Source organism: Duganella sp. Dugasp78, assembly GCF_059491455.1.
In genome coordinates this window covers 3,842,722-3,868,077 of the sequence record NZ_CP168506.1, presented here as the reverse complement: position 1 = coordinate 3,868,077, position 25,356 = coordinate 3,842,722, and the positions used below count along the sequence as shown (strand labels likewise).

Genomic DNA, 25,356 nt, shown 5'->3' with positions numbered 1-25,356 from the left:
GTATTTATTATTTGACGGTGGCATCGATTTCCTAAACGGCTAAAAAGCCGCTTGCATATCGATGGACACCGCATTCCAACCAGAAAGATTTATACAGAAGAAGCGAAGGGGGCTCTACAAACTTTCAAAGATTGCATGAAGTTTAGCGTGGTTTAGGAAACAAGCGAGGTGGGTACGCGACACCCGCCAGCCGGGCGTCGCCGGGAGTGGGATCAGGCGGGGGTGCCGCGCATGTAGTTCAGTTGCCAGGTGTGGCCGTCGAGGTCCTCGAAGCCGTGGCCGTACATGAAGCCGTAGTCTTCGGCGGCGCCGGTTGGCGTGCCGCCGGCGGCCACGGCCCTGGCCACCAGGTCGTCCACCTCTTCGCGGCTTTCGCAGGTCAGGCAGACCCACATTTCGATCATTTCACGGGTGTCGGGGATTTTCTTGCTGGTGAAGGTGTTGAAGAACGCTTCCGTCATCAGCATGGCGTGGATGCTGTCCTTGGCAATGACCATCAAGGCCGCGTTGTCATTCGAGAACGTGGGGTTGAAGGTATAGCCCAGCGCGCTGAAAAAGGCCTTCGACTTGTCCAGGTCCTTGACCGACATGTTCACAATGATCTGTTTGTTCATGTTGCTTCCTTTCGAGTGTGGTGAATTCCTACCTACGACGTCCGGCATACTCAAAAATCGACATACATTGGCGCCTTTATTTGCAGGAAGATTTCCTTATGGAACATCAACTGTTATAGTGACATTTCGTTCTAAGCGAGGGTTTCGGTACGCCCACAGTACTATGCTCAGTATCCATACCAACTACGCGTCCCTCGCTACCCAACGCACGATTGCCCTCACCTCGGGCAGGTTGGCGGTGACCATGACGCGTCTGGGTACCGGACTGCGCATCAATTCAGCGATGGATGATGCGGCAGGGCTGCAGATTGCCACCCGGCTGAAGGCGCAGTCGAGCGGCATGGACGTATCGATGGGAAATATCCACAAGTCCCAGTCCATCTTGCAAACTGCGGACGGCGCGCTGGACGAAAGTACGACCATCCTTATTCGCATGAAGGACTTGGCAACCCAGGCGGCCGACGGCAGCAGCGCGGCCATGGACCGCCAGGCGATGCAAGCTGAATATACGGCCTTGAGTAATCAGCTTAGCAATATTGCGATCGGCACCACCTTTGGTGGCACCAAATTGCTTACCGGAGACACCGCAGCTGAGCGGGCGGCCGTACAGGCGACGACAGCCAATGCGGTTGCGTTCGCGGCCAGCAGCAGCGCCGCGCTAGGTACCGCCAACGCGCAATATGCTGCGGCGTTCGCGGCAGATGCCGCCGGCTCCACGCCGGCGACCCAGTCGGCGCTGGCCGTCGCCACAGCCGCCGTAGCCACATACACCTTGCAAACCAGTGTCGCGCAGACCGCGGCCAACGACGCCCAGGTCTACGCTGCCAAGGTGGCTCTGGCCTCCGTGGTCAACGGCATCTTTTCCAGCAGCGAAAATTTCCAGATCGGCGCATCAAGCAAGGAGGTCATGACGGTCACGCTGACTCCGCTGCTCGACGCCATGCACACGGCTTTACATGCTGCCGCCACCACTTACGATACCTTCGGCATCGCAAACAGTGCTGCCGGCAGCGACGTCGTCACAGCGACACTGGCCCGCGGCAGCATCGATAAGTTGGGCCAGGCCCTCGACGCTGTGGCCGGCGTGCGCGCGGCAATCGGCGCCTACGCCAACCGGTTGGACCACGCGTACAACAATCAGGCCAGCATGGAGAGCAACACTAAACTGGCGACGGGTCGCATCATGGACACCGACTTTGCGCAGGAGAGCGCCGGCATGATTTCCGACCAGATGCTGATGCAGGCATCCACAACCATGCTGCATCGGAGTAATAGCATCAGTTCCATGGTGATGGGCTTGCTGGTCTGAGGCCGTGGACACCGGCTTGGCTTCCTTTCCTTTTGAGATCAGGAAAAGAGGATGTCTGCATTGGGCGATCGCCAAATGGAAGCGCGTCTCAAAAGCGGGCTACCGCAAGAACAGCATGGTCTCCAGTCAGGTCTAGAGGTTGAGAGCACAAGCGCAAGAATGAACCGCTATGAACGCGGTACACATACTAGGAACAGCGTTGACGGAGCGGATTGGGAACGTCCTCGGCCTAGCACTGACGTACTTCTACGCTCGCAATGAAGACGAGGCCCGTCTAGTCGTTTTTTCCCACCGAACGTAGCAAGACAACAGAGATGAGTCGCTACAATTTACCGAAGAGTTAACTACGCCTTAGCAAGGAGTCTGCCTCCATGGGGCGGATTCGACGCTGTTTCAACATCGGAGCTTTTTACATGGAATCTGATCGACTTCCACACCTGACCAAAGCGGAACTTCACATGCAAGGTCAGTATGCCGACATACTTAACGAAGTGAGAGTTCGTATTGAGGCGCTAAAAACAATTGTTGACGGCACTGCGTCATTACAGCCATGGCTGACAGCCGAACTGATCTACTTGCAGCTTAGGATGCTCTGTGAATTAGTTGCTATCGGGTGTTTGGTGGCTCATGGGGACCTTGGAAAGGAAAAATTGGGGCAACTGCCAAAGCTCTATCAAGCGGGAGCGATCTTGCAAAAACTGGAAACGCTCCACCCAGAATTTTTCCCGATGCCGATAACGATAACGTCATCTAACGGGACACACCATATTGAGTACGTAGAAACTGGCTATTTAAGCAAAGCAGAGTTTTTGGAGCTCTATGCAGAAACCCATCAACACCTGCACAGAGGCAGCATGGCAGTTATCTATCGAGAAACGAATCCCAAGCAGCCGCCAAATGTTGAGACAGGTTTAAATTGGGCAAAAAAGCTTTTGGCACTTCTCAACACGCACCATATAAAGACCTGCTTGGGAAATAAGCAACTAATTTGTTTTTTGGCCCACGAACAAGTCGGCGGTAACGCCTTGGTCATAGCCGCTGTATCCCCTCCACCGCAATAACGTCCATAATTTTAGGTGGCGCTCTTTGCAAAAAGCGAACGACCTTACGTTAGCGGGCTCAACTTCAGGCTAGGAGTTTACCTTAGCGCTGGGGACACCATATCGACGAAATCCGCAGCATCTTTGAAATAGTTTCTAAATGCGTTTGCAATAGCAGCCGGGTTTGCACCACTGACGTAGACTACGTCATCTGCCGGGTGCGCCTTTTCAATCAAGTCACGGAAGTGCAAAGCCCCTTTACTTTCAACCCAACCATATGCCTGCAATCCATCGGCTGAAAAATGCAAAACGATGTTTTTTCTTCGTGGTATTTCTAAATTACTTTTTCGAGCCGCTCTCAAATTGGCAATAATGTGAAGTTCTGCTTCCAAAATTTTCATTTCAGAAACTAGCTCTTTATCGCTGAGATCCGGACAAGGACCGTAAATATCTTCCTTGGTGCGCGCAATATATTCGCTCGAAAGTACAAACAGCCGTTCGCGTCGGACATTCGCACCAACATCGAATTTTATTCGGTGTCCATCGAGGATATCACTAATTTCTACTGCGGTTGCCCAAGCGTGCTGCGCCTTGGTTCTGTACTGTATTTCGATTCGGAGGCCGTTGTAAATGCTCCCGGCGCTCTCATCATTCACGTGATACTGGAATACGTCATGAACGCCCCGGTATCCGGTCGGCTTTGGGAAATCTATGTAGTCGTACTTATCAGCGTGTATTCGCTCGTGCTTAGCGCGACTTTGATGAAATCGTGCTCGAAAATCACGCAGGTCTTCCACGCTATCAAAGATTAGCCGGCAACCAGCTAGGTCATGCATCGTCGACAGGTCTTTTGCTCGCCCAGTTTTAAGCTTGTCGATAATTGTGTTTAATCGTTTGAGTCGCTGCGCGAAAATTACTGGCCTGGCCCCGATGTAGCGACGCAAGGTGTTTCGAAACGTTGTGAGAACGAAGGCATGAGAGTTACGCCAATTGGTAATCACTTCAGCGTCGAGGTCTGTCGCATTGTCTTGCGCAGTACGCTCACCCGCACGGCGTACCGCTGTACGACTATAAAGGGATGGGTCACCGTATGAATATGGCATAAATCGCCGCTGGGCCTTGAGTTTTCAATTCAGCATCTAACCAGATTTATGCATTTAGTGCAACAAAAACAAAAATATTACACTCATTTGGATATGCAAACTTCTTTGGACGAGCGTGTTCCCGCGTACTAGCACTCATCTACGGAATAAAGATTGCGGGCCGATAAAGGCGCCACCAATGCACCTTGCCCGGATTGCTTCCCATTGCCTCACATGCACGGTGATTTGCGCGTTCGAATAAGCCTGGGTGTGCGGCGGGTTCACCCGCTTCGATTTCATTGCATCGCGACATCCACTGAGCCACCTGGTCTTCGGTGAAATGTCGCTCGCCTGGAAGCTCTATATCGCGCTCCAGCAGTGCCCACTCAGAGCTACGCTTGGCGCTGTCGCGTGCTTTGGTGCCGAAGCCGAACACCAACGAGGCGGCGCTGCTGGTCGTGATAGCAATTGCACACCAGGCTACAACCTCGGGATCGGCCATCTTTGCGAACGCATACGAGCCAGCAAGGATCGAGACGACTTTTATAAAACCTTCCCTGAACTCGAATATCCGCTGGCGCTCTTGATAATAGATACGGTTGGCCAGCACACGCTGACGCACGTCGCATCGGCGCTTGTAAAGATATTCGAAATCGGACATAGCTATCTCCTTTCCGTCGGCGCTGGTGGCGCAGGGCGGTGCTCCGCTGGTCGAGGAACGTGTGCACGTTCTTCACGCGCGGGGCTTGGGGTTGGGGTCGGTCGCGGGTTATTGGTCGCCATATCGTACACCTTTTCGAAATCGATCTCTTTCTTGCATTGGAGGAGTGAAGAAAAAAGCAAGTTTCTCACAAGACCAATTATATGCAATATCACAACTAAATTGGCACCGATATTCCGAAGACATACAAAGAAATTCGTCTAAGGCCAACATAATTCAAGGCACCGTTAAGGCAGGGAGCGTAAAACGAAAAAGGCCAATCCGAAGATTGGCCTAAGTCGTTGATTCTATTGGTCGGGGCGAGAAGATTCGAACTTCCGACCCCTTGCACCCCATGCAAGTACGCTACCAGGCTGCGCTACGCCCCGACGAATTTGGAATTATAACAGCGGCTTTAAGTATTTGTCATGTTTGCTTTTCACCGGCGTTGCAATCTCCCCTCTGCGCAGGAGTAAGATAAGCATTTCCGTTCGTCATCGGAAACCCGCATGCACTCCCCCGCCGAACTCGCCGCCCTGCAACAAGCCGCCGACCTCATCAAACAGGCCGACGCCCTGATCATCGCCGCCGGCGCCGGCATGGGCGTCGATTCCGGCCTGCCCGACTTTCGCGGCAACGAGGGCTTCTGGAAAATCTACCCCGCCCTCGGCCGCGCCGGCATGGAGTTCGCCAGCGTCGCCACGCCCTACACCTTCCGCTCCGACCCAACGCTGGCCTGGGGCTTCTACGGCCATCGCTTGCAGCTCTACCGCAACACCACGCCGCACGCAGGCTTCGCCCTGCTCAAAGCCTGGGGCGAAGGCATGGAGGCCGGCTATGGCGTCTTCACCAGCAACGTCGACGGCCACTTCCAGCGCGCCGGCTTCGATCCGCATGGCGTCTACGAATACCACGGCTCCATCCATCACCTGCAATGCATGGAACCGTGCGGCCCGGATATCTGGAGCGCCGACGGCTTCGTGCCGGAAGTCGATACCGAGGCCTGCCGCCTGCTGAACGCCGCGCCGCTTTGCCCGCAATGCGGCGGCATGGCGCGGCCGAATATCCTGATGTTCGGCGATTGGGGCTGGAACGAGCGGCGCGCGGTGATACAGGAGGCGCAGCTGCAAACCCTGCTGCAGAAGGCGCAGCGTCCCCTGGTGATCGAGTTGGGCGCGGGAGCGGTGATACCGTCGGTGCGCCACTTTGGTCAGCGCGTGCTTCATAGTCACAACGGCCGCATGATACGGATTAATCCACGCGAGCCGGATGTCGCCAGCCCGCTCGATGTGGGCCTGGCGATGGGCGCCCTCGCCGCCTTGACGGCGATCGACGCATTGCTATAAACGATTTACACCAATTTCACGGCGATGCCGGACAGGCCATCCACCTTGCCCACCAGCGTCTGTCCGCGCACGACCGCTCCCACACCTTCCGGCGTGCCGCTGAAAATCAGGTCGCCCGGCGCCAGCGCGAACAGCGTGGACAAATTGGCGATGGTCTCGCTGATCGACCAGATCAGGTGATCGATGGTGGCCGATTGTTTGGTCACGCCATCCACCTCCAGCTGGATCGCCGCGCGGTTGATGTCTCCCGCTTCGGCCGCGCGATGGATCATGCCAACCGGCGCCGAGTAGTCGAAGGCCTTGCCGATTTCCCAAGGGCGACCGGCGTCGCGCATCTTGAATTGCAAATCGCGGCGTGTCATGTCCAACCCTACCGCGTAGCCGAAGATGTGCGCGGCCGCGTCCTCCACCGCGATGTTGCTGCCGCCCTTGCCGATGGCGACCACCAGTTCGCACTCGTAGTGCAGGTTGCTGGTCGCCTGCGGATACGGCAGGTCCAGCACCACACCGGGCGGCACCGGGATGACCGCTTGCGCGTCGTTTGGTTTGCAGAAGAAGAATGGCGGTTCGCGGTCCGGGTCGAAACCCATCTCCCGCGCATGCGCCGCGTAGTTACGGCCGACGCAGTAGACGCGGCGTACAGGGAACAGGTCGGTGGTGCCGGCGACCGGTAGGCCGACGATGTCATGGGCGGGAATTACGTAGGATGTCATGATGCTCCGATAGCGGGAATGGGAGATCAGGCATGGTACAACAGCCTCCGCCCGCGCGCAGCGGACGGAAACAATACGAGACAAATCAGGTCATCAGCAGCGCGCGCATGGCGACGCGGAAGGCCTCCGCCAGACTGGCGCGGTCCATGTTCGGCCGGTACAGCGCGCGTATCGTCAGCCCGTGGAAATAGGAGATCAGTGTGTCGAGACGGCCGTCCAGCAGCACGTCGTCCACCGGCAGATTGCGCTGTTCGCGGCCGCGCTTGACCAGCGCGCGCAACTGCGCGCGCGAGACTTCTTCGTTTTCGCGCATCTTGGCGGCGATCACCGGATTGCGCGAGGCCTCGGCAAACATCTCCAGCGGCACGCTCCACGGCTGCGGGTCGAGCGACTCGTCGATGTGGATGGGCGCATCTTCCAGTATCGCTTCCAGCGGATCTTCGCGCGTGGCCAGGTCGCGCAGCAGGCCCGATACATGCTCCGCCTCGCGGGCGACAAAGGCCAGGATGATGGCGTCCTTGCCGTCGAAGTAGTTGTAGATATGGCCGGCGCTCATGCCGGCCTGCTTGGATATCTCGGCCATGCTCGCACCATGGAAGCCGCTGCGCGCGAAGCAGACGGCGGCCGCTTCCAGCACCTGGTTGCGCCGGTTCTGCGCCCGTTCCGGGTCGGTGCGTCGTTTTGCGATGGGTGCGGTCATGGAGTCTTCCTTGGGTAACGATCTTGCCTGAGGCGGTACTGTGGCGAAGCGGCCCCCTTTTGTCAATTTATCAGCAGCCGAAGGCGGCAGGCGCGCAACACTCAGGGCCGGCCGCTGCGGCCACTTTAGCTGCGCTGCTGGGCGGCTTCCGGCTGCCAGCCGCCGCCGAGTACCTTGTACAGGGTGACGGCGTTGCTGGATTTACCCAGGCGCGCAGTGATCAAGCCCTGCTGCGCCGCGTACAGCGCGCGCTGCGACACCAGCGCGTTCAGGTACGAGTCCGCGCCCTTGCGGTAGCGCGCCTCGTGGATGCGGAAGCTCTTGTCGGCCGCATCGACCAGCGCCTGCTGCGAGGCGATGCGCTCGTCCAGCGTGCCGCGCTGGGCCAACGCGTCGGCCACTTCGCGGAACGCCACCTGGATCGCCTTCTCGTACTGCGCCACCGAGATGTCGCGATTGGCCTTGGCGATATTCAGATTGGCGCGATTGACGCCGCCGTCGAAGATCGGCAGATTGATCTGCGGGACGAAGCTCCACGTCGACGATCCCGCCTTGAACAAGCCGGACAAGTTGCTGCTCGCGCTACCGCCCGACGCTGTCAGCGATATGCTGGGGAAGAAGGCGGCGCGCGCCACGCCGATGTTGGCGTTGGCGGCACGCAGCGCGCGTTCCGCTTCCTGCACATCGGGGCGCGCTTGCAGCAGGTCCGACGGCAGGCCCGCCGGAATCGCGGCCAGCTGCGTCACCGCATCCAGCTCGCCGGCAGGCAGAAACTCCGCAGGCACGCCGCTGCCGACCAGCAGTGTCAGCGCGTTCTGGTCCAGCGCCACTTGCGCGGTGTAGACCGCCATGTCGCTGCGCGCCGATTCCACACTGGTCTGGGCTTCATACATATCAACGCCTGAGGTGACGCCGGAATCGAAGCGCTTCTTGCTCAGATCATAGGACGTCTGCTGGCTGCGCAGCGTTTCCGCCGCCAGCTTCAGGCGCTGCTGGTCGGCGATCAGCGTCAGGTAGGCGTTGGCCACCTCGGCCACCAGCGTGATCTGCTGCGCGCGGCGCGCTTCCTCTGTGCCGAGGTAAGTCTGCAATCCCGCTTCCGACAGGTTGCGCACCTTGCCGAAGAAGTCCAGCTCATACGACGCCATCGTCAACCCGCCGCTGTACTGGCGGTTGATGGCCGCCTCGCCGGTGCCTGTCATGGTCGAAGACGTGCGCGATGCGCTCTGGCCGACATTGGCCGACAGCTTGGGCAGCAAAGCCGCGCTGTCGATGTTGTACTGCGCCTTGGCCTTCTCGATGTTGAGCACCGAGACGCGCAGGTCCCGGTTGTTGGCCAGCGCCAGCGCGATCACCTTGCGCAGACGCTCATCAGCAAAGTATTCGCGCCACTGGATTTCCGATACCGGCCTGGCATCGGCCGCCGCTGCCGGCACGCCTTGGTAGGCATCGCCAGCCGGCCAGGCTTGCGCCACCGGTTGCGCCGGACGTTCATACACCGGCGCCAGGCTGCAACCCGCTAGCATCGCCAACGCCGCCATGGTGAATATAGATTTTTTCATGATTTTTTCCACGATCAATGCGCCTCCACAGCGGCAACAGGAGCGGCGGCCTTCTTGCTGAAGAAACCGCGCACCAGTACAAAGAACACCGGCACAAAGAAGATGCCCAGGAAGGTTGCGGACAGCATCCCGCCCAACACGCCGACGCCGATCGCGTTCTGGCTGCCGGAACCGGCGCCGCTGCTGATCGCCAGCGGCAGCACGCCGAGGCCAAAGGCGATGGACGTCATCAGGATCGGACGCAGTCGCAGACGCACGGCCTGCAGGGTCGCCTGCTTCAGCTCCACGCCCTGCTCCTGCAGCTCCTTCGCAAACTCCACGATCAGGATCGCGTTCTTCGCCGCCAGCCCCACCACGGTCAGCAAGCCGACCTGGAAGTACACATCGTTCGACAGCTTGAACACAAACGTCGCCAGCACCGTGCCGATCACACCCAGCGGCACCACCAGCAGCACCGAGAAGGGAATCGACCAGCTTTCATACAGCGCGGCCAGGCACAGGAACACGATCAGGATCGAGATCGCGTACAGCTGCGTGGTCTGCGAGCCGGAGTCGCGTTCCTCCGTCGACAGGCCGGTCCACTCGAAGCCGACACCAGGCGGCAGCTGGGCCGCCATCTTTTCGATTTCCACCATCGCGGCGCCGGAGCTCTGGCCGGGCGCCGGCATGCCGAGGATCTCGGTCGACGGCAAGCCGTTGTAGCGTTCCAGGCGCGGCGACGCGTAGATCCATTTGCCGGTCGAGAAGGCCGAGAAAGGTACCATCTCGCCGTCTGCATTGCGGACAAACCATTTGCCCAGGTCTTCCGGCGACATGCGCGAATCGGGCTGGCCCTGCATGTACACCTTCTTCACGCGGCCACGGTCCACGAAGTCGTTGACGTAGGCGCTACCCCAGGCAGTACTCAGCACCTTGTTCACATCGGCGATCGACAAGCCCAGCGCCGTCGCCTTCTGCTGGTCGACCGTGATCTTGTACTGCGGCGTATCTTCCTGGCCGTTGGGACGAACCGCCATCAGCACCGGATTCTTGGACGCCATGCCCAGCATCTGGTTACGCGCCGCCATCAGCGCCTCATGGCCTACGCCGCCCTGGTCCTGCAGCTGCAGGTCGAAGCCGCTGGCGTTACCCAGTTCCAGCACGGCGGGCGGCGCGAAGGCAAACACCATCGCATCCTTGATCTGCGAGAAGCTGCCCATGGCGCGGCCGACGATGGCGTTCACGCGCTGGCCAGCTCCCTTGCGCTCCGACCAGTCCTTCATGCGGACGAAGGCGATACCGGTGTTCTGGCCGTTGCCGCTGAAGCTAAAGCCAGCCACCGCGAACACCGACGCCACCGAATCCTTCTCTTCGTTCAGAAAGTGCTGCTCGACTTTTTCGATCACCTTCAGCGTGCGCTGCTGGGTCGCGCCGGTCGGCAGCTGGATTTGCGAGAACAGCACGCCCTGGTCTTCCTCCGGCAGGAAGGAAGTCGGCAAGCGCACGAACACGAAGGCCAGCACCGCCAGCAGCAGCGCGTACAGGATCAGCGAACGTCCACCGCGGTTCAGCAGCGCGCCCACCCAGCCCTGGTACTTCAAGCTGCTGCGGTCGAAGCTGCGGTTGAACCAGCCGAAGAAGCCGGTGTTAATCGCCGCATGGCCCTTGGCCACTGGCTTGAGCAGGGTCGCGCACAGCGCCGGCGTGAAGATCATCGCCACCAGCACCGACAGCACCATCGCTGAAACGATCGTCACCGAGAACTGGCGGTAGATCACGCCGGTGGAACCGCTGAAGAAGGCCATCGGCACGAACACCGCCGACAGCACCATCGCGATGCCCACCAGCGCGCCGCTGATCTGGCCCATCGATTTGCGCGTCGCTTCGAGCGGGGACAAGCCCTCTTCCGTCATCACGCGCTCGACATTTTCCACCACCACGATGGCGTCATCGACCAGCAGGCCGATCGCCAGCACCACGGCGAACATGGTCAGCGTGTTGATCGAATAGCCCAACGCGGACAAAATCGCGAAGGTCCCCAGCAGCACCACCGGCACCGCCATCGTCGGAATCAGCGTGGCGCGGAAGTTTTGCAGGAACAGGTACATCACCAGGAACACCAGGATCACCGCCTCCACCAGCGTCTTGACCACTTCCTCGATCGACAGCTTGACGAATGGCGTGGTGTCGAAGGCAATCACCGCCTTCATCCCGGCCGGGAACTGCTTCTCCATCGCCGCGATGCGGGCCTTGACGGCGTTGGCGGTATCGAGCGCGTTGGCGCCTGTGGCCAGCTTGATGGCGACGCCGGTGGCAGGCTTGCCGTTGTAGCGGGCCAGCACGTTGTAGTTCTCGCTGCCCAGCTCCATGCGGGCCACGTCGCGCAGGTGCACGGTGGCGCCGCTGCTCGCGGTCTTCAGCAGGATCGCGCCGAACTGCTCGGCGGTCTGCAGGCGGCTCTGCGCCGACACAGTGGCGTTGAGCTGCTGGCCCGGCATGGCTGGCGCGCCGCCCAGCTCACCGGCCGATACTTCGGTGTTCTGCGCGGTGATGGCGGCGGTCACGTCGGCCGGCGTCAGCTGATAGCTTTGCAGCTTGGCCGGATCGAGCCAGATGCGCATCGCGTACTGGGCGCCGAACAGCGTCACGTCGCCCACGCCTTCTACGCGGCTGAGCGGATCGATGACGTTGGCGGCCACGTAGTCGCCCAGGTCGGCCTGCTTCATGCTGCCGTCTTCGGAGACGAAGCCCAGCACCATCATGAAGTTCTTGGTGGCCTTGGCCACCACCAGGCCTTGCTGCGTGACGATGGCCGGCAGCAGCGGCGTCGCCAGCTGCAGCTTGTTCTGCACCTGCACCTGGGCGATGTCCGGGTTGGTGCCGCTCCTGAAGGTCAGCGTGATGCTGATGCCGCCGGTGCCGTCGCTCGACGAGGACATGTAGCGCAAGCCGTCGATGCCCTTCATCTTCTGTTCGATGACCTGGGTAACAGCGTCTTCCACCGTCTTGGCCGAGGCGCCCGGATACGAGCCGCTGATCGAAATCGACGGCGGTGCGATGCTTGGATACTGCGCGATCGGCAGGCCGAGGATCGCGATCACGCCCGACAGCATGATGACGATGGCGACGACCCACGCGAAGATCGGGCGGTCAATAAAGAAACGTGACATGACCATGCTCCTTTACTGGGCGCTCTTGGCGCTGGACGGCATGGCGCCGCCCACTGCCACGGCTGCGGCAGCGGTGGTGGGTTTCGCGGCGTTGGCCGGCGCGCCGGGCTTCACCTTCTGCACGCCTTCGACGATCAGCAGGTCGCCCGCGTTCAGGCCGGACTTGACCAGCCACTTGTCGCCCAGCGTGCCGCCGGTGACCAGCGTGCGCTGTTCGACCTTGCCTTCCTTGTTCAGCACCAGCGCGGTCGCCTCGCCCTTGGCGTTGCGGGTCACGCCCTGCTGCGGCACGGCGATGGCCTGCTCGTTGACGCCCGATTCCACCACTGCGCGCACGAACATGCCAGGCAGCAGATCGTGCCTGGGGTTGGGGAACAGCGCGCGCAGGGTGACGTTGCCGGTGCCCGGATCGACCGTCACGTCGGAGAACTGCAGCTTGCCGCTTTCCGCGTACTTGCTGCCGTCCGACAGCAGCAGCGTGACCCTGGCCTGGCCGCCGGCCTGCTTCAAGCCGCCGCTTTCCAGCTCGCGTTTCAGGCGCAGCAGGTCTTCGCTCGATTGCGTGACGTCGACATAGATCGGGTCCAGCTGCTGCACGGTGGTCAGCGCGGTGGTCTGGTTGGCGGTCACCAGCGCGCCCGGCGTGACGGCCGAGCGGCTGATACGGCCGCCGATCGGCGCGTCCACGTGCGTGTATTTGAGGTTGATGGACGCCTGCTCCAGCGCGGCGGCGGCCGATTCCACGTCGGCCTTGGCCTGCTCGTTGGCGGCGACGGCGTCGTCGTAGTCCTGCCGGCTCACGCCTTCGATCGCCACCAGCTCCTTGTAGCGCGCCACTTTCGGCCCGCTGGTCATCAGGTTGGCCCGGGCCTTGGCCAGCGCCGCCTTGGCCGAGTTGCAGGCCGCCTGGTAGCTGGCCGCGTCGATCTGGTACAGCGCCATGCCGGCCTTGACGTCGGCGCCTTCGACAAACAGGCGTTTTTGTATCAGTCCGCTGACCTGCGGGCGCACTTCGGCCACCTGGAAGGCGGCAGTGCGGCCCGGCAGTTCGGTCGTGATGTGCAGCGCTTCCGGCGCCACTTTGAAAACGCCCACTTCCGCCACCTGCGCATGAGGTGATTCGGTCGTGGATTGGGAGCAACCAGCAGCCAGCGCGGTGACGGCGATCAGGGCTGCGGTCCTGCAGAAAAGAGCTTCCATAATGTGACTTTCTGTATAAATTATGTGCATAGATCGATAGAATGAACGATCATTCTAATTAAGTCAAGCCAGCTTTTTGTCCATGACACGACAAAACGTGGCGCACGCTGGTGAATTTCAGAGGGTGGCCGGGGCAGGCGCCGCGCCCGGTGCTACAATGAATTAATTTCTTTCAGACATCATTCTTGGCCCGTGCCATGACATCGCAGCCCACCCCACGCGCGGCCCGGCCGCGCCTCACCACGCTGGTGACAGTGGGCGTGGCCGCGACGGTGCTGATGTCGGTGCTGTCGCTGCTGGTGCTGGTCGATCACTTCGCCATCGACTATGCCGAGCGCGAAGCGGGCCAGCGCTTGCAGCAGCTGTCGTGGCAGATGCGCGATGCGCTCAATCGCGTGGTGCAGAAGGCCACCGGCGACGTCCAGCTGCTCACGGAACTGCCGCAGATCCGCGACGCCAACTCCCCCGCCGACGTCCGCCGGGTGCTGGAAAGCCTGCAAAAAACCTTCCCCGACTACGCCTGGATCGGCCTGGCCAATCCCGACGGCAGCGTTTACGCCGCCACCCAGGGCCTGCTCGAAGGCCAGGACGTCAGCGGGCGCGCCTGGTTCAAGGGCGGCCGCGACCAGCTGTATGCCGGCGACTTTCACCCCGCCACCCTGCTCGGCAAAACACTGCCGCACAGCGCCGACCCGTGGCGCTTCGTCGACGCCGCCGGGCCGGTGCGGCGTTCGGACGGCAGCTACCGCGGCGTGCTGTGCGTGCACATGAGCTGGAACTGGGCGCGGCGCCTGGTGCAGACCATCCTGGCGCCGGCCGACCACCAATACTCGGCCGAGATCTTCGTGGTGCGCGGCGACGGCACCGTCATGCTCGGCCCCAAGGGCACCGAGGAAAAGACCATCGACAGCACCAGCCTGGCGCTGTCGCAGTCGGGCGCGCCGGGGTCGCTGAAGGAAACCTGGGCCGACGGCCACAGCTACCTGACCGGCTTCTCCCGCACCGGCAACGCCAACGACCCGGCCACGCTGGCCTGGTCGGTGCTGGTGCGCCAGCCGGAGGACGTGGCGCTGGCCGGCGCCCGCGCGCTGGAGCGCCAGATCCTGCTGCTGGGCGCCATCCTCGGCGTGGCGATGGCGCTGGCGGCGTCGGTGGCGGCGCGCCGGCTCACCCATCCGCTCAACGCGCTCAGTAAAAATATCGAACAGCGCTCGGCCGCGGCGGCCGGCGCCGAACCCGGCGCGCTGGCGCCGGTCCCGCTGATCGACAGCTTCCATGAGGCGCAGGTGCTGTCGCAGGCGCTGGCCGACCTGGTGCGCAACGAGCAGGGCCACCTGGCCACGCTGCGCGGCATGAACGAGCAGCTGGAATCGACCGTGGCCGAGCGCACCCGCGAGATCGCCCGCAAGGCGCTGCTGCTGGAACGCGCGCTGGCGCAGGAGCAAAGCACGCAGCTGCTGCTGCAGGAGCGCGCGGCCGAGCTGCGCGCCATCCTGGACAACGCCCACGACGCCTTCATCGCCCTCGATCCGGGCGGCGTGGTGCTGGACTGGAACCGCCAGGCCGAAAAACTGATCGGCTGGAGCCGCGCCGAGGTGATCGGCCAGCCGCTGGCGTCCATGGTGCTGCCGCCGCTGCTGCGCCGCGCCTACGAGCGCGACATGCGCCAGCTGGCCGACAGCGGCGCCGACACCGTGCTCAATCGCCGCATCGAGCTGACCTTGTGCAACCGCGCCGGCCAGGAGCTGCCGGTGGAGGTGTCGCTGGCCTATGTGCCGCGCAGCAGCGGCCACCTGTTCATCGCCTTCCTGCACGACATCAGCGAGCGCAAGTCGCTGTTCGAATCGATGGCGGCGATGGCGCTGCGCGACACCCTGACCGGCCTGCCCAACCGGCGCGCGCTGATGACGGCGCTCAACGACGCCATCCAGCGCGCCAACCGCCTGCGCCAGAGCTGCGCCGTGTTCTTCCTCGACCTGGACCGCTTCAAGCAGATCAACGACCGCTACGGCCACGAGGAAGGCGACGAGCTGCTGCGCCAGTTCGCCGCGCGGGTGCAGCACATCGTGCGCAAGACCGACACCGTGGGCCGGCTGGCGGGCGACGAGTTCATCGTCATCCTGGAGAACCTGCACAGCGACAGCGCCGCCCAGGAGACCGCCGACAAGCTGCTGCCGGCGCTGCAGCAGCCGTTCCACCTGAAGACCGCCTCCGTCTCGCTGAGCGCCAGCATCGGCATCGCCATCCACCATCCCGACGACCCGCAGGATATCGAGATGCTGCTCAGCCGCGCGGACCGGGCCATGTACCTCAACAAGCAGCAAGGCGCGCAGCAGCGCCTGCAGGGCTGAGCGGCGCGCACGCTTGCTATCGAAAATCCCGCTTCGCCCATTTCAGGTAGTATCAGCCGAAGATCAGCCGCACCCCTGCCATGGGGGGCTATTTTTCGGACCGCCTATGCAAGCCCAGAACAGCGTCACTCATCTGTTTCTCTCTTCCGGCGTGCCCGGCCTGGACGAAGTCCTGGCCGGCGGGCTCACGCGCGACCGGCTCTACCTGGTCGAGGGCGAGCCCGGCACCGGCAAGACCACGCTGGCGCTGCAGTTCCTCAACGAAGGCGCGCGCCAGGGCGAGGCCGTGCTCTACATCACGCTGGCGGAGACCGCCGTCGAGCTGCTGAGCGTGGCGCAGTCGCACGGCTGGACCATGGACGGCATCCACGTCGAGGAAATCCTGCCCAACGAGGACGTGCTCGATCCCGAGCAGCAGTACACCATCTTCCATCCGTCCGAGATCGAACTGGGCAACACCACCCAGCGCATCGTCGCCGCCGTCGAGCACCACCAGCCACGCCGCGTGGTGCTCGATTCGCTGTCGGAGCTGCAGCTGCTGGCGGAAAGCCCGCTGCGCTACCGGCGCCAGGTGCTGGCGCTCAAGCAGTACCTGAGCAGCCGCAACTGCACCACCATCTTCCTCGACGACCGCACCGCCCTCAGCACCGACCTGCAGGTGCGCAGCGTGGCGCACGGGGTGATGAAGCTGGAGCTGGCCGACCAGGCCTACGGCGCCGAGCGGCGCCGCCTGCGCGTGGTCAAGTACCGCGGCATCGCCTTCCGCGGCGGCGCCCACGACTACAAGATCGTCAGCGGCGGGCTGCAGGTCTTCCCGCGCCTGGAGGCGGCCGCCACCCGCGTGGTCAGCGAGCGGCGCCAGCTGTCGAGCGGGCTGCCGGCGCTGGACCAGCTGATCGGCGGCGGCCTCGAGGAAGGCATGAGCACGTTGATCTCCGGCCCGCCGGGCACCGGCAAGTCCACGCTGGCGGCGCAGTTCGTGCACGCCGCCACCCAGCGCGGCGAGCCGTGCGCGATGTTCCTGTTCGAGGAGGCGCGCAACAATATGCTCAACCGCGCGGCCGGCGTCGGCATGCGGCTGGCCGAGGCGATCGAGCGCGACCTGCTGACGATCCAGCAGATCGATCCGGCCGAGCTGACGCCCGGCCAGTTCTCGCACGCGGTGATGCAGGCGGTGGAGCGCGGCGTGCGGGTGGTCGTGATCGACAGCCTGAACGGCTACCTGAACGCGGTGCCGGACGAGCGCTTCCTCGCCATCTACCTGCACGAGCTGCTCACCTACCTGGGCCAGCGCGGCGTGGTCAGCATCGTGGTCGGCGTCCAGCAGGGCATGCTGGGCAGCGGCATGACCACCGCCATCGACGCCAGCTACATCGCCGACAACGTCATCATGCTGCGCTACTTCGAAGCCGAGGGCGAGGTGCGGCAGGCGATTTCCGTGTTCAAGAAGCGCGGCAGCGCGCACGAGCGCACCATCCGCCGCTTCCAGATCAGCAAGGACGGCATCCAGGTCGGGCCGGTGCTCAACGACTTCCACGGCATCCTGACCGGCGTGCCCACCTTCAACGCGCCGCAGGCCGCAGGCGGCCAGCGGCCCGGCTGACACCGATGGAAACGCGCATCCTGATCTACGCGCCGACCGGCCAGGACGCCCCGCTGGCGGCCAAGGTGATGGCGATGGCGTCCATCAACAGCCACATCTGCTGCTCGCTGGCGGAGCTGGCCACGCAGCTGGAACAAGGCGCGGGCGCGGTGCTGACGGTGGAGGAGGCGCTGGCGCCGGGCGGCTACCAGCTGCTGCAGGCGCACGTGGCGCGCCAGCCCGACTGGTCCGACCTGCCCATCATCCTGCTGACCCACCGCGGCGCCGATTCGCCGATGGTGCGCCGGGCCGTGGCCGGCCTGGGCAACCTGAGCCTGATCGAGCGGCCGGTGCGCACGCTGACGCTGATCACCGCCCTGCACGCCACGCTGCGCGCCCGCCACAAGCAGTACCAGGTGCGCGAGGCGGCGCGCCGCAAGGATGAATTCCTGGCCAGCCTGGGGCACGAGCTGCGCAACCCGCTGGCGCCGATCCGCACCTCGGTCTCGCTGCTCACCCATCTGTACCCGGACGCGCAGCCGGTGGCGCGCATCCGCGACGTGGTGGAGCGCCAGGTGCGGCTGCTGACGCGGCTGGTCGACGACCTGCTGGACGTGGCCCGCATCACCAGCGGCAAGATCACGCTGCAGCGCCAGCCGGTGAGCCTGGCCGCGGTGATGAACCATGTCGGCGAGCTGTGCGTGCAGGCGGCCGACGCCAAGCGCATCGACATCGGCTGGCAGCTGCCGGCCGAGGACCTGACGTTCGACGCCGACTATGCGCGGGTGGTGCAGATCATCGCCAACATCGTGTCGAACGCGGTCAAGTTCACGCCGCAGGGCGGCCAGGTGGCGGTGCGCGCGGCGCACGACGGCGACACGCTGGAGGTGACGGTGCGCGACAACGGCATCGGCCTGGATGCCGAATCGATGTCGCGCATCTTCCGCATGTTCGAGCAGAGCAGGACGGTGGCCGGCCAGTTCTCCAGCGGCCTGGGCATAGGCCTGAGCCTGGCGCGCCAGTTCGCCGAGATGCATGGCGGCTCGGTGGAGGTCAGCAGCGCCGGGCCCGGCCAGGGCAGCCAGTTCACGATCCGCCTGCCGGTGGTGAGCGGCGCCGCGCGCGACGATGCCGTGCTGCCGGCCAGCAGCGACGCCGACGGCCGCAAGGTGCAGGTGCTGGTGGTGGACGACAACCAGGACGCCGCCGACTCGCTGGCGGCGCTGCTGGAGATCGACGGCTTCGACGCGCACGCCGTGTACGACGGCGCCAGCGCCATCGCGGCCAGCAGCGCGCATCCGCCGGACCTGATCATCCTCGACCTCGGCATGCCCGGCATGGACGGCTACGAGACCGCGCGGGCGATCCGCCAGCGCCCTGGCGCCGACGGCATCCTGATGATCGCGCTGACCGGCTGGGGCCAGGGCGATGCCCGCCGCCGCTCCGGCGAGGCCGGCTTCGACCATCACCTGGTCAAGCCGGTGGAGCTGGACCAGATCATCCGCCTGGCCGGCGCGCACCACAACCGCGAGCAGGTGCAGGCGGCGCGCTGAGGCGCGCGCCCGCTCAGTGCGGGGTGATGTTGATGGTCGCGCCCTGCAGGTAGACGGCGTTGCTGCCTTCAAAGCCGGAGTCCGCGCCCAACATGATCCAGAAATTGCCGTCCTTGTCGGCCCTCACCACGATGGGGTCGCTCGACTTGCGGCTGGTGCTGGCCCAGTTTCCGCCGGCGCAACCGAGGCCCGCCACGCCCTGCGTGCCCAGCACCTTGCCCTGGGTGCCCGAAACGCCCTGGTTGCCGCGGTCCAGGTTCAGGCGATAGTTGCCGTCGGGGCGCAGCACCGGCTCGATGTTGAAGTAGTCCGCCGCCGCCACCATGTACACGCTGTCGCCGCGCGAACCGCCGACGCCGGCGCAGCCGGTGCCCGCATCGGTCGCATAGTGCAATTCGAAGGTCACGTTGTACTCGGTGTTCTTCACGAAGCCGCCCAGCTGGTGCGTGACATAGGTCAGCACATCGTCGCTGTTGTTGTGCGACGCCAGGTAGTAGCCCTTGCCGCTCAACGGCGCCGGCAAGTCCTTCCAGCCCGAGGCTATTTCAGTGGGCCTGGTCTTGTCGCTGTAGTCGGCCACGTCGCTGTGCCAGCCGTCGATGCCGTTGTTGAAATCCACCGTCACCGTGGACGCCACCGGCGCGGGCAGGTGCTCGTCGAAGATGTTTGGAAAAAGATCGCCGCCGCCGCCGCCGCAGGCGGCCAGCGTCAGGACGCCGGTCGCGGACAGCGCGGCAAGCAGATATCGTTGTATGGTCATGGTTTTCCCTAGTGTGTGCGATGCCCTACTGAGGCATCGACACCTAGTTTAAAGAAAAGCATGCATTATTAGTAATTAATTTGTAATCAATCTTGTAATAATTGGTAACTGGCGCTTACTTCCAGTCGCCACGCAACGCCAGCACGCGCTGCTGCAGGCCTTCCGGCGTCACGTCCTGCGGCGGCATCGGCACGCCGACCGCCAGCGCCAGCCGCGAGCGCAGGCCGGTGCGGAAGGCGCGCTCGAACACATTGGCGCCGCTGCGGCTCAGCAGGTGGCCCCACAGGCCGCGCAGCGCCATCGGGATCACCGGCACCTTGCTGCGTTCGACGATCTTGGCCACGCCACCCTTGAACTCGTTGATCTCGCCGGTGCTGGTCAGGCGGCCTTCCGGGAAGATGCACACCAGGTCGCCCTCGTGCAGCGCCTGCGCGATATCGACGTAGGCCTTCTCCATCAGCCACGGGTCTTCCTTGGCCGGCGCGATCGGGATCGCGCGCGCGGTGCGGAAGATCCAGCCCAGCAGCGGCAGCTTGAAGATGCGGTGGTCCATCACGAAGCGGATCGGCCGTGGGCTGGCCGCGCCGATGACGATGGCGTCGACGTAGCTGACGTGGTTACACACCAGCACCGCCGCGCCTTCGGCCGGAATATGCTCGGCGTCGATGGTGCGCACGCGGTGCACGGTGTGGATCAGCATCCAGGCCAGGAAGCGCATCAGGAACTCCGGCACCAGCGAGAAGATGTAGATCGCCACCAGGGCGTTGAGCGCAGCCGTCACCAGGAACAGCTGCGGGATGGTGAAGCCTCGCCCCAGCAGCACGATGGCCAGGCCGGCCGCCGCCACCATGAACAGCGCGTTGAGGATGTTCATGCCGGCGATGGTGCGCGACATGTGGGCGGGATCGCAGCGGGTCTGGATCAGCGCGAACAACGGCACGATGAAGAAGCCGCCGAACATGCCGATCAACAGCACGTCGCACAGGATGCGCAACATGCCGTGTTGCGCCATCAGGGCGAAGGCGTCCAGGTGCGGGCCGGCTGCCAGCGCCACGGAGCCGGCGCCGGCGGCGAAGCCCTGGCTGGAGAAGTACAGGTCGGCGCCGAACACCGACAGGCCGATGGAGCCGAACGGCACCAGGCCGATCTCCACCTTGCGGCCGGAGAGGCGCTCGCACAGCAGCGAGCCGCTGCCCACACCCAGCGAGAACACCGTCAGCAGCAGCACGAACACGCTGTGGTCGCCGTGCAGGTAATCCTTGGCGTACACGGGGAACTGCGCCAGCACCAGCGCGCCGTAGAACCAGAACCACGAGTTGCCCAGCATGGACAGGAACACCACGCGGTTCTTGCGGGAGAAGTTGATGTTGCGGACCGATTCGCCGATGAAGTTCCAGCTCACCTTGAGCTCGGGCGCCGGCGCCGGCGCCAGCGGGATGCGGTAGCTGGCGACCAGGCCGAGCAGCGCCACGGCGATGGTGGCGACGGCTTCGAAGGCGATGCCGTTGGGCTTTTGCACCACCAGCACCGCGCCCAGGATCTCGCCGAGCAGGATGCCGACGAAGGTGCCCATCTCGGTCACGCCGTTGCCGCCGATCAGTTCATCGGGCTTGAGCTGCTGCGGCAGGTAGGCGTATTTGACAGGGCCGAACAGGGTCGAGTGGACGCCCATGCCGACCACGGCGGTGACCAGCAGCCACAGGGTGTGCGTCATCCAGCCAAGGCCGGCGATGCACATGATGGCGACCTCCAGCCATTTGACGAAGCGGGTCAGGCCGGACTTTTCGAACTTGTCGGCCAGCTGGCCGGCGGTGGCCGAGAACAGCACATAGGGCAGGATGAACAGGCCGGGGATCAGGTTGGTGATCAGCGACGGCGACAGCGTGGTCCAGCTCATCGCATCGAAGGTCAGCATCACCACCAGCGCGGTCTTGAACAGATTGTCGTTGAACGCGCCGAGGAACTGGGTCCAGAAAAACGGCGCGAAGCGGCGTTGCGACAACAGGGAAAACTGATTGGGCTGGCTCATGTCTGCGTCATCCGTTCTGATGGGTGGTACGGAAAGGTTGAACGGATTATAACCCTATGCTCAATGCCGCCGTGCCCTCAGGACACCGACGCGACCTGCGGGATGAAGATGACGATGCGTGTGCCGGCGCCGATGGCGGTGGCGATGTCGATCCGGCCCTCGAAGGCGGCCACCCGCTCGCGCATGCCGACGATGCCGATGCCGGACGACGCCAATGCGGAGTCGTAGCCGGCGCCGTTATCGGCGATCTCCATGCGCAGCCCTTCGCCGTTCAGCGACAGGGCCACCGTCACCTGCGTGGCGCGCGCGTGCTTGGCTATATTGGACAAGGCTTCCTGCATGATGCGGTAGGCCGAGATGCCGATGCCGCTTTCCAGCCGCGCAAAGTCGCCGTCCGCGCGGAACGCGAAGCGGCAGCCGGCATGGGCGCGGTCGTAATGGCGCACCATCTCCTCCACCGCGCCTTCTAGGCCCAGCATGTCCAGCACCTCGGGGCGCAGGCGCCGCACCAGCGTGCGGCCGCTGTTGTAGAGCCCCAGCGCCAGCTTGATGATGGTCTGCGCGCGCTCGCGCACCTCGCCCGGCTCGCTGACGTCGACGATGCGCTGCGCCTCCAGCCGCGCGGCGATCAGCGTCGCGTTGAGCTCATCGTGGATCTCCAGCGCGATGCTCTTGCGCTCATCCTCGACGGCGGTGTTGACCTTGCGGATCAGGCGGCGCTTCTCGGCATCGGCCGCGCGCAGCGCCTGCATCGACGCCTGCAGCGACGCGTTCAAGCCCTGCGACAGCTGCCACGCCAGCAGCGCGCACACCAACAGCCCAAGGCTGGCCACCAGCAGCTCGACATAAAAACGGTGCGTCTGCTTGAGCAGCAGCGCCGACGGCGACATCGTCACCCGCACATAGCCCATGGTCTCGACCGCGCTGCTGCTGCCGGCCGGCTTGTCCTTCAGGTAGGGCTTGCCGTCGGCCGTCAGCATGGTCACGAACATCAGCCGCTTGAGCACGGGCGCCTCGTAGTAGCGCGCGTCCGGCTGGCCCGGCGCATGCGCGGCGGCTTGCACCAGTTGATGCCGTTGCGCGTCCAGCACTTCGATGCGGTCGATGCTGGCATCCGATTGCAGCAGGCCGTTGATGGTCAGCCGCAGGTCATCGTAGCGGTGCGACAGCAGACTGAATTCGCTGCTCTGCGCCAGCACCTTGGCCACCAGCGGGCCGCGCTCGGCCAACTCCTCGCGCACCTCGGACAGCCGCGAATGGTAGGCGTACCAGACGAAGGTGCTAAACATATAGGCCAGCGGGATGACGGTGACGCACAGCAGCCGCGCGCGCACGCTCCAGTGGCGCCAGAAGTTGAACCGCATCCGCTTACGGCTCGATCAGGCCGTGCTTGACGGCCAGCCGCGTAATATAGGCCGGCCGGTGCACGCCCAGCTTTTCCTTCACGGCCTGGCTGATGTTGCTGATGGTCTTGGTGGAGACGTCGAGCTTCTCGGCGATCTCCGCGTTGGTCAGGCCTTCGGCCATCAGCGTGAAGATCTCCAGCGCGCGCTCGTCCAGCTGCGACTGCGGCGACGCGTCGCCGCGCACCGACAGGTTGGCCAGCCGCTCGGCGATCTGCGGCAGGAAGTACAGCTCGCCGTCATGCGCGCGCCGCACGGCCGCCGCCAGGTCGGCCGGATCGCAATCCTTGGTCATGAAGGCGCGCCCGCCGAGGCGGTAGGTCTCCTTGATCAGGCTGTCCTGGTCGAACTGGCTGAGGAAGACGATGGCGGCGTCCGGCGCATGCGCCAGGATCTGCTTGGCCACGTCCAATCCGGTGAGCTGTTCGCCGAAGCGGATATCCAGCACCGCCACGTCGGGCTTGAGCTGCTTGTACTGCTCCAGCGCCTCTTCCGGCGTGCGCGCCTGCGCCACCACGTGCAGCCCCTGCCCTTCGAGCGACATCGCGAAGCCCGTCATGACGATGGGATGATCGTCCGCCAGCATGACCCGTATCTTCTTCACTACTACCTCCTGGAATATTTGCTACCCGATGATGGAAGCATACCACACCATGACAGCGCAAAATATTCCATGATTTCCCTTTTATTTTGCTATTACATGGAATAGTATACTTCCAACACATAGCAATCCCACCACCACCAAGGAGCACATATGCATCAGAAAAAGAATCTCACCGGTCTGACCGTCGTGGCCCTGTTGCACGTCGCGCTGCTGGCCGCCTTCCTGCACGGCTCCAAGCTGACGGTGTTCAGGGTGAAGGAGGCGATGATCGACCTGGCGCCGACCGCGCCCGTGCCGCCGCCAAAGGTGCTGCCGCCGGACGTGCCGCTACCCAAGCTGGCGCCGCCGGATATCTTCGTGCCGCAAGTGGAAACGCCGGTGCTGCCGTCCAACCCGCCGCCGGTGACGGCCCGGCCGCTGACGGACCAGCCACCGGCCCAGCCCACGCCGACCGGGGTCGCCGAACCTGGCGCCAAGACGGTGGTGAAGGCGGCGCCGCAGCTGGTGGCGGCGGTGGTGGACGCCAAGGCCTGCGCCAAGCCGGACTATCCGAAGTCCGCGCTGCGCAACGGCGACACGGGCACCGTCACGCTGGCACTGCTGATCGGCACCGACGGCCGGGTGGCCGATTCGAAGGTGGAGAAATCCAGCGGCTTCCGAGAGCTGGACCGCGCGGCGCAAGTCGGGCTGGGATTATGCCGCTTCAAGCCCGGCACCGTGGACGGCGTACCGCAGCAATCGTGGACCAAAATGCAGTACGTCTGGAGCCTGGACGATTAAAACAAACGCTTCAAACAAGCGGGGGTCAAGTCTGACATTCGGACACGGCCTCTGCCGTGGCGGCCGCCACGGCAGAGGCCGTGTCCGAATGTCAGACTTGACCCCCGCGATTTTCAGACCTATCGCGGCTTGACCGCGACCAGGTTAATCAGCGTTTCCTCACGCACGGCGGCCGGCTTGATGCGCAACGCCGTTTCCATCAGCCCCAGGTCCTCGCGGCTCCACCACAGGAAGGGATAGGAAACCGCGTTGTCAGGCACAGAGAACCCCGCGTCGCGCACCATCGCCAGGTATTCCGGCGCGGTCTTCTGCACATGCATCGGATGGCGGAACAGCAGGCGGATGATCCACGAATGGATATAGCGCTTGGTCGACTCCGCGAACAACAGCACGCCGCCCGGCTTCAACACGCGGTAGAACTCCGCGATGGCGCGCTCCTGGTCGATCAGGTGGTGGAAGGTCTGGTGGCAGAACAGCAGGTCCACCGAGTTATCTTCCAGCTTGATGTTGGAGCTGGAGCAGCAGATAAACTCGGCGGCGATATTCAGCGCCGCCACTTCCTTGGCCGACTCCTGCAGCATCTCGGGATCGATATCCATGCCGATCAATCGCTGCGGCGCATAGCGCCGATGCAGCTTGCCGAGCGAACGGCCGAAACCACAGCCCACGTCCGCCACCACGCCGAAATGGCGCGGCTGATCCGCCGGCATCAGGCGCTGCAAATCCGCCAGCGCGCGCTCCAGCACGTGCACGGTCCACGTCTCGGTGCGCAGAAACCACTTGCCGAACGCCGTCTCCGGCACATGCGGATCCGCTGGTGGCTGTAATAAATCCAGGTTGGCGCTCATAAAACCCTTTGTTGTTCCATAGTTTATAAAA

The 25,356-nt window shown here is 63.5% G+C and carries 20 protein-coding genes, 1 tRNA gene and 1 pseudogene; 8 read left to right on the top strand and 14 right to left on the bottom strand.

What is annotated here, in order from left to right; all coding sequences use genetic code 11:
- Positions 1 to 212 precede the first annotated feature (212 nt).
- Positions 213 to 614 (bottom strand): VOC family protein, encoded by a 402-nt coding sequence (locus tag ACEN9O_RS17175; protein ID WP_495613070.1) that lies wholly within the window; start codon positions 612 to 614, stop codon positions 213 to 215.
- Between ACEN9O_RS17175 and ACEN9O_RS17170 the strand changes: the two genes are divergently transcribed.
- Both ACEN9O_RS17170 and ACEN9O_RS17165 read left to right on the top strand, forming a co-directional pair.
- On the top strand, positions 589 to 1,923 hold the full coding sequence (locus ACEN9O_RS17170) for a flagellin N-terminal helical domain-containing protein (protein ID WP_495613069.1): 1,335 nt from the start codon (positions 589 to 591) through the stop codon (positions 1,921 to 1,923). The two genes, ACEN9O_RS17175 and ACEN9O_RS17170, sit on opposite strands and share 26 nt — an antisense overlap.
- Before the next feature lie 413 nt (positions 1,924 to 2,336).
- Complete coding sequence (locus tag ACEN9O_RS17165; RefSeq protein WP_495613068.1) at positions 2,337 to 2,984, top strand: hypothetical protein; 648 nt, start codon at positions 2,337 to 2,339, stop codon at positions 2,982 to 2,984.
- A gap of 77 nt (positions 2,985 to 3,061) precedes the next feature.
- Here ACEN9O_RS17165 and ACEN9O_RS17160 read toward each other — a convergent pair whose 3' ends face one another.
- The 3 genes from ACEN9O_RS17160 to ACEN9O_RS17150 all read right to left on the bottom strand — a co-directional run bounded on the left by ACEN9O_RS17160 (position 3,062) and on the right by ACEN9O_RS17150 (position 5,134).
- Positions 3,062 to 4,066, bottom strand: a complete 1,005-nt coding sequence (locus tag ACEN9O_RS17160) for a RelA/SpoT domain-containing protein (RefSeq protein WP_495613067.1) — start codon at positions 4,064 to 4,066, stop codon at positions 3,062 to 3,064.
- Between the two features lie 139 nt (positions 4,067 to 4,205).
- Positions 4,206 to 4,706, bottom strand: coding sequence for a hypothetical protein (locus ACEN9O_RS17155; protein WP_495613066.1), 501 nt, complete (start codon positions 4,704 to 4,706; stop codon positions 4,206 to 4,208).
- Positions 4,707 to 5,057: 351 nt separating this feature from the next.
- Positions 5,058 to 5,134 (bottom strand) — tRNA-Pro (locus ACEN9O_RS17150).
- Between the two features lie 120 nt (positions 5,135 to 5,254).
- Here ACEN9O_RS17150 and ACEN9O_RS17145 point away from each other — a divergent pair.
- The gene (locus ACEN9O_RS17145) at positions 5,255 to 6,091 is read left to right on the top strand and encodes an SIR2 family NAD-dependent protein deacylase (RefSeq protein WP_495613065.1); all 837 of its coding nucleotides are present in this window, start codon (positions 5,255 to 5,257) and stop codon (positions 6,089 to 6,091) included.
- Between the two features lie 5 nt (positions 6,092 to 6,096).
- On the opposite strand, the gene ACEN9O_RS17140 is transcribed toward ACEN9O_RS17145, so the two are convergent.
- The 5 genes from ACEN9O_RS17140 to ACEN9O_RS17120 all read right to left on the bottom strand — a co-directional run bounded on the left by ACEN9O_RS17140 (position 6,097) and on the right by ACEN9O_RS17120 (position 13,415).
- Positions 6,097 to 6,804 (bottom strand): fumarylacetoacetate hydrolase family protein, encoded by a 708-nt coding sequence (locus tag ACEN9O_RS17140; protein WP_495613064.1) that lies wholly within the window; start codon positions 6,802 to 6,804, stop codon positions 6,097 to 6,099.
- 85 nt (positions 6,805 to 6,889) lie between these two features.
- Positions 6,890 to 7,504 carry a TetR/AcrR family transcriptional regulator gene (locus ACEN9O_RS17135; RefSeq protein WP_495613063.1) on the bottom strand — a complete coding sequence of 205 codons (615 nt, stop codon included), beginning with the start codon at positions 7,502 to 7,504 and terminating at the stop codon, positions 6,890 to 6,892.
- A gap of 125 nt (positions 7,505 to 7,629) precedes the next feature.
- Positions 7,630 to 9,066, bottom strand: coding sequence for an AdeC/AdeK/OprM family multidrug efflux complex outer membrane factor (gene adeC, locus ACEN9O_RS17130; RefSeq protein WP_495613062.1), 1,437 nt, complete (start codon positions 9,064 to 9,066; stop codon positions 7,630 to 7,632).
- Positions 9,067 to 9,080: 14 nt separating this feature from the next.
- Entirely contained in the window at positions 9,081 to 12,215 is a 3,135-nt protein-coding gene (locus tag ACEN9O_RS17125; protein ID WP_495613061.1) for an efflux RND transporter permease subunit, read from the bottom strand.
- A gap of 12 nt (positions 12,216 to 12,227) precedes the next feature.
- A complete protein-coding gene (locus tag ACEN9O_RS17120) occupies positions 12,228 to 13,415 on the bottom strand; it encodes an efflux RND transporter periplasmic adaptor subunit (protein WP_495613060.1) in 1,188 nt (395 codons plus the stop codon).
- Positions 13,416 to 13,612: 197 nt separating this feature from the next.
- Here ACEN9O_RS17120 and ACEN9O_RS17115 point away from each other — a divergent pair.
- The 4 genes and pseudogenes from ACEN9O_RS17115 to ACEN9O_RS17100 all read left to right on the top strand — a co-directional run.
- Positions 13,613 to 14,482: pseudogene (locus ACEN9O_RS17115) on the top strand (cache domain-containing protein); the annotation flags it as partial.
- Between the two features lie 66 nt (positions 14,483 to 14,548).
- Complete coding sequence (locus ACEN9O_RS17110) at positions 14,549 to 15,766, top strand: diguanylate cyclase domain-containing protein (protein ID WP_495618497.1); 1,218 nt, start codon at positions 14,549 to 14,551, stop codon at positions 15,764 to 15,766.
- Positions 15,767 to 15,872: 106 nt separating this feature from the next.
- Entirely contained in the window at positions 15,873 to 17,369 is a 1,497-nt protein-coding gene (locus ACEN9O_RS17105) for an ATPase domain-containing protein (RefSeq protein ID WP_495613059.1), read from the top strand.
- A 5-nt stretch (positions 17,370 to 17,374) separates the two neighbouring features.
- Positions 17,375 to 18,901, top strand: coding sequence for an ATP-binding protein (locus ACEN9O_RS17100; protein WP_495613058.1), 1,527 nt, complete (start codon positions 17,375 to 17,377; stop codon positions 18,899 to 18,901).
- 13 nt (positions 18,902 to 18,914) lie between these two features.
- Here ACEN9O_RS17100 and ACEN9O_RS17095 read toward each other — a convergent pair whose 3' ends face one another.
- From ACEN9O_RS17095 to ACEN9O_RS17080, 4 genes are all read right to left on the bottom strand, one after another.
- Positions 18,915 to 19,661, bottom strand: a complete 747-nt coding sequence (locus tag ACEN9O_RS17095) for a hypothetical protein (RefSeq protein WP_495613057.1) — start codon at positions 19,659 to 19,661, stop codon at positions 18,915 to 18,917.
- A gap of 115 nt (positions 19,662 to 19,776) precedes the next feature.
- Positions 19,777 to 21,690: an MFS transporter gene (locus tag ACEN9O_RS17090; protein ID WP_495613056.1), complete on the bottom strand. Its 1,914-nt coding sequence runs from the start codon at positions 21,688 to 21,690 to the stop codon at positions 19,777 to 19,779.
- Positions 21,691 to 21,767: 77 nt separating this feature from the next.
- Complete coding sequence (locus tag ACEN9O_RS17085; RefSeq protein ID WP_495613055.1) at positions 21,768 to 23,054, bottom strand: sensor histidine kinase; 1,287 nt, start codon at positions 23,052 to 23,054, stop codon at positions 21,768 to 21,770.
- Positions 23,055 to 23,058: 4 nt separating this feature from the next.
- Complete coding sequence (locus ACEN9O_RS17080; protein WP_495613054.1) at positions 23,059 to 23,697, bottom strand: response regulator; 639 nt, start codon at positions 23,695 to 23,697, stop codon at positions 23,059 to 23,061.
- 150 nt (positions 23,698 to 23,847) lie between these two features.
- Between ACEN9O_RS17080 and ACEN9O_RS17075 the strand changes: the two genes are divergently transcribed.
- Complete coding sequence (locus ACEN9O_RS17075) at positions 23,848 to 24,477, top strand: energy transducer TonB (protein ID WP_495613053.1); 630 nt, start codon at positions 23,848 to 23,850, stop codon at positions 24,475 to 24,477.
- Between the two features lie 119 nt (positions 24,478 to 24,596).
- Here the strand turns inward: ACEN9O_RS17075 and ACEN9O_RS17070 are convergent, their stop codons facing one another.
- On the bottom strand, positions 24,597 to 25,325 hold the full coding sequence (locus ACEN9O_RS17070; protein ID WP_495613052.1) for a class I SAM-dependent methyltransferase: 729 nt from the start codon (positions 25,323 to 25,325) through the stop codon (positions 24,597 to 24,599).
- Between the last annotated feature and the right edge of the window lie 31 nt (positions 25,326 to 25,356).